We start from the raw sequence: 4,327 nt of genomic DNA on the forward strand, positions 1-4,327 counted from the left end.
GCCGTTGCCGGCGCCCGCGCCCTTCGCGCCGGGCTTCGCGTGGCCGCTCGCGCCGCTGTGCGAGGACATCGCGCCGCGTCCGCCGTCCGACTGCTGCATGTTCGGCGGCGGCGGCGCGGCCGTATCGCCGTTGCCGGTGTAACTGCTCGAGGTGCCGGCCGACAGCGGCGCGCCGGAGCCGTGATCGGACTGTTGCGAGTTCTGTGCCAGCGCCGGGCTCCCGGCGGCCGCGGCCGCGAGCATGGCAGCGGCCGCGCAGCCGAGCACGCGGCGCGCCGGGGATTTCGTTGTGGATAAGGCTGACGTCATGACGGATTCTCCGTAACGGAAATGAAGTATCTGCCCCGTTTCTTCAGCAAGGCCCATGCCGTCAGTGGCTCGAATGCGCGCGTCGTGCACCGGCCTCGGCCGGCACGCGAATTGCGGGCCGTCGTCGCATACGCCAACGACGGAGCGTCATGCAATGCCTTCTTCCTCTCCGCCGCACGCGCGCGGCAAACGCCTGACGCGGCGCGCGGGCCGCGCGCGCAGCACCGATCGCGGCCACGCGACACGCTGGTCGGCCGACGTCACGCGCGACAGCGACGCGCTCGACCTCGAACCCGAGATCTTCAAGTCCGACGATCCGGGCGAGATCGCCGCGTCGCTGAAACGCTCGGCCGAACGCAGCCGCCGCCGCAAGGCGACGCCGTTCCAGTCGGCGATGTCGATGCTGAACTTCTACGTGAACCGCGCGGGCCGCAACCTGCCGAAAACGCGCCGCACGACGCTCGAGCGCGCGAAGCGCAAGCTGCGCGAAGCGTTCGGCCGCAAGCCGTGACGCACGCGTGCGCCTGCCTCCCGTTTCCGGACTGCACGCATGCATGAAACGCTGTGGTATCTGATCACCGGCGCGGTGCTGATGGGCATGGGCATCGCGACGTCGGCGCTGCGTCATCTGCCGTGCAGCACCGCGATGATCTATCTCGTGCTCGGCATCGCATTGGGCCCGGCTGGCGCCGGGCTGCTACACGTCGACATCGAGCGCGACGCGGCGCTGCTGCGGATGATCGTCGAGATCGGGCTGCTCGTGTCGCTGTTCGCGATCGGGCTGCGGCTGCGCGTGCCGCTGTCCGACCCGCTGTGGCTCGTGCCGTGCCGGCTCGGGCTGCTCGCGATGATCGTCACCGTGCCGCTGCTCGCCGCCTGCGCGGTGTTCGCGCTCGGCATCGGCTGGGCGCCCGCGCTGCTGCTTGCGGCGATTCTTGCGCCGACCGATCCCGTGCTCGCGCACGACGTGCAGGTGCACGACCCCGGCGATCGCGACCTCGTGCGCTTCGCGCTCTCCGGCGAAGGCGGGATGAACGACGGGATCGCGCTGCCGTTCGCGCTCGCCGCGCTCGCGCTCTGCGGTGCGCCGGAGGCGACGCACGGCAGGGCGCCGCTGTCGCTGTCGTTCGCGCTCGCGACCGCCTGGGGCATCGTCGGCGCAGCGGCGATCGGCGGCGGGCTCGGCTGGATCACGACGAAGACGATCGGCTGGCTGCGCATGCGCTACGCGCAGGCGCTCGGCTTCGAAGGCTTCTTCGCGCTCGCGCTGATCGTGCTGTCGTACGGCGCCGCCGAAGTCGCGCATGCGTTCGGCTTCATCGCGACGTTCGCGGCCGGCGTCGCGATGCGCCGCGTCGAGCATCGCGCGAGCGGCGACCGCGATCCGCGCGAAGTGATCGGCCAGGTCGACTCGGCCGACGTCGTTGCAACCGAAAAGGATCCGGACAAGGCCCATGCGTTCATGGCCGAATCGGTGCTCGGCTTCACGATCGAGCTCGAACGCATCGCCGAAGCGGTCGTGATGACGATGGTCGGCAGCGTGCTCGCGACGCTGCCGGGCCCGCTGATCACGTGGCGCGCGCTCGCGCTGGCCGCGCTGCTGTTCGTCGTCGTGCGGCCGCTCGCGGTGCGGCTCACGCTGGCCGGCTCGCGCGCGACGATCGCGCAGCGGCGGCTAATGGCCTGGTTCGGCATCCGCGGCATCGGCTCGTTCTACTACCTGCTGTTCGCGCTCGAGCACGGGCCGACCGATACCGTGCGTCCGCTTTCGGCGCCGGTGCTCGCGGTGGTGTCCGCGTCGGTGGTCGCGCACGGCATCTCGGCGACGCCGTTGATGAACTGGTATCACCGCCGGCAGCGCCGGCATTGACGGCGCTCAGCGCGCGGCGAGGCGCGTGCGCATCGCGGCCGTGATCCGCTGGCGCGTGTCCGCGTACGCTTCCCACGGATCGTGCTCGAGCGCGTCGAGCCGTTCGTGCACGGTGTCGATCGTCCACTGCGCGCCGCCCGTCGTGGCCGGAACTTCGTCCCAGTCGATCGGCACCGACACGCCCATGCCCGGCCGCGCACGCACCGAGTAGGCCGCGATCGTGCTCGCGCCACGCCCGTTGCGCAGATAGTCGATGAAGATCTTGCCGCGCCGGTGACGCGGCCCCATCGTCGCCGTGAAGCGGTCGGGCAGCGCGCCTGCGATGTGCTGCGCGACCGCGCGCGAGAAGTCCTTCATCTCGTCCCAGCCCGAATGCCGCGTGATCGGCACGACGACGTGCAGCCCCTTGCCGCCGCTCGTCTTGCAGAACGACACGAGGCCCAGCTCGTCGAGCAGCCCGCGCACGAGCTGCGCGGCCTCGATCATCGTGCGCCACGGCAGCGCGGGATCGGGATCGAGGTCGAACACGATCCGGTCCGGCCGCTCGATGTTCGACGCGTGCGCGTTCCACGTATGCAGTTCGATCGTCCCCATCTGCGCGGCGCCGATCAGCGCATCGACGCTGTCGATCGACAGCAACGGACCGTGTCCGGGATCGAGTCCCGGATGCTGCGTGACGAACGGAATCTCGCGGCGCTCCGCATGCTTCTGGAAAAACAGCTCGCCGCCGATGTCCTGCGGCGCGCGCACGAGCGACACCGGGCGGCCCGCGAGATCGGGCAGCGCCCACGGCGCGACGCGCTCCCAGTAGTGTGCGAGATCGATCTTGCGCGTGCCGCTCTCGCGATCGAGCACGCGCTCCGGATGCGTGATGCGGACCTGGCCGACCTGATCGGGCGCCGACTTGCCGCGCGCGGCGGGCGTGCGATGCTGCGCGCGTTCTTGCCCGCCATCGTGCGTGTCGGCGGCGGCGCGGCCGCGCCGCGCGGATGAGGTCGTGCGCTCGTCCATCGTGTTCTCCGTGGTGGGGTGGCGTGCGACTTCCCTGACGATCTGCGACGCCGGCTTGTCCTCGCGCAGCGCCACGAACGCGGCCTGTCGCACGATGCCGTCGCCGGTCCATTCCGCGAATTCGCATTCGGCGACGAGCGTCGGCTCGACCCAGTGGACGCGCGTGCGCGACCACCCTTGCGGCGGCGGATCGAACGGCGACGACGCGCGTTCGTGCTCGCGCAGCAGCGGCGCGAGCTTGTCGAGCATCCGCGTGTCGAAGCCGGTGCCGACCCGGCCGACGTAACGCAGCGGCGCCGCGCCGCGCGTGCGCTTGCCGTTCGGCGCCGGTTCGTGCACGCCGAGCAGCAGCGCGCCGAAGCCGTGGCGGCTGCCGGTCGGCTCCGTATAGCCGCCGATCACGAACTCCTGCCGGCGCCGGCATTTGAGCTTGATCCAGGCCGGCGAGCGTCCCGCGCGGTAGCGTGCGTCCGCGCGCTTGCCGATCAGCCCTTCGAGGCCCGTGTCGCACGCGTTCGCGATCAGTCCGGCCGCATCGCTGCCGAGATCCGGCGAAAACCGCAGGCGCGCCGGATCGGCGTCGTCGAACAGCGGTTCGAGTTGCGCGCGGCGTGCGGTCAGCGGCGCATCGCGCAGGTCATAGCCGTTCAGGTAGGGCAGATCGAACACGAACAGCGTGACCGCATCCGACTGCCCGGAACCGAGCGCGTTCTGCAGCCGCTGAAAATCGGGCAGCCCGTTCTCGCCGAGCACGACCGCTTCGCCGTCGAGCCATGCATCGTCGACGTCGAGCGCCGCGAGCGCATCGCGCAGCGCGCGCAGCTTCGGCGTCCAGTCGCGGCCCTCGCGCGTCATCAGCGTCACGCGCCGCCGCGCGCCCTTGCCCGCGATGCGCGCGAGCATCCGGTAGCCGTCGAACTTCAGTTCGTAGCGCCAGTCGCCGTGCGTGGGCGGCGCATCGACGAGCGTCGCGAGCTGCGGCGCGACGCGCTCCGGCAACGGCGCGCGCACCGCACCTTCGACGCGCGACAGCGCGGGCGGCCGTTTCGCTTTCGTCGCGCGGGCGCGCGGCGCGTCGGTGTCGGTGTCGGGGTGCGCCTCGGCGTCGGCCTCCTTGCCGGCTGCCTTCTCACCGCG

4 protein-coding genes are annotated in these 4,327 nt (G+C 71.4%); 2 read left to right on the forward strand and 2 right to left on the reverse strand.

Features of this window, described 5'->3' with window-relative positions; all coding sequences use genetic code 11:
* A partial coding sequence (locus HMPREF3115_RS21430; RefSeq protein ID WP_070555948.1) for a hypothetical protein occupies positions 1-309 on the reverse strand: 309 nt, incomplete at its 3' end.
* 154 nt (positions 310-463) lie between these two features.
* Between HMPREF3115_RS21430 and HMPREF3115_RS21435 the strand changes: the two genes are divergently transcribed.
* Both HMPREF3115_RS21435 and HMPREF3115_RS21440 read left to right on the forward strand, forming a co-directional pair.
* Positions 464-820 carry a DUF3175 domain-containing protein gene (locus tag HMPREF3115_RS21435; RefSeq protein ID WP_006410718.1) on the forward strand — a complete coding sequence of 119 codons (357 nt, stop codon included), beginning with the start codon at positions 464-466 and terminating at the stop codon, positions 818-820.
* A 39-nt stretch (positions 821-859) separates the two neighbouring features.
* Positions 860-2,179: a cation:proton antiporter domain-containing protein gene (locus HMPREF3115_RS21440; protein ID WP_006412893.1), complete on the forward strand. Its 1,320-nt coding sequence runs from the start codon at positions 860-862 to the stop codon at positions 2,177-2,179.
* Positions 2,180-2,185: 6 nt separating this feature from the next.
* On the opposite strand, the gene ligD is transcribed toward HMPREF3115_RS21440, so the two are convergent.
* Positions 2,186-4,327, reverse strand: a 2,142-nt coding sequence (gene ligD / locus HMPREF3115_RS21445) for a DNA ligase D (RefSeq protein ID WP_070555946.1), incomplete at its 5' end; no start/stop codon positions are given.

It is taken from the genome of Burkholderia sp. HMSC10F09 (genome assembly GCF_001806955.1).
In the GTDB taxonomy this organism is placed as follows: domain Bacteria; phylum Pseudomonadota; class Gammaproteobacteria; order Burkholderiales; family Burkholderiaceae; genus Burkholderia; species Burkholderia multivorans.

Coding starts and splice junctions, on each gene's coding strand:
- HMPREF3115_RS21435 (WP_006410718.1), top strand. CDS start 464: ATGCCTTCTTCCTCTCCGCCGCACGCGCGCGGCAAACGCCTGACGCGG.
- HMPREF3115_RS21440 (WP_006412893.1), top strand. CDS start 860: ATGCATGAAACGCTGTGGTATCTGATCACCGGCGCGGTGCTGATGGGC.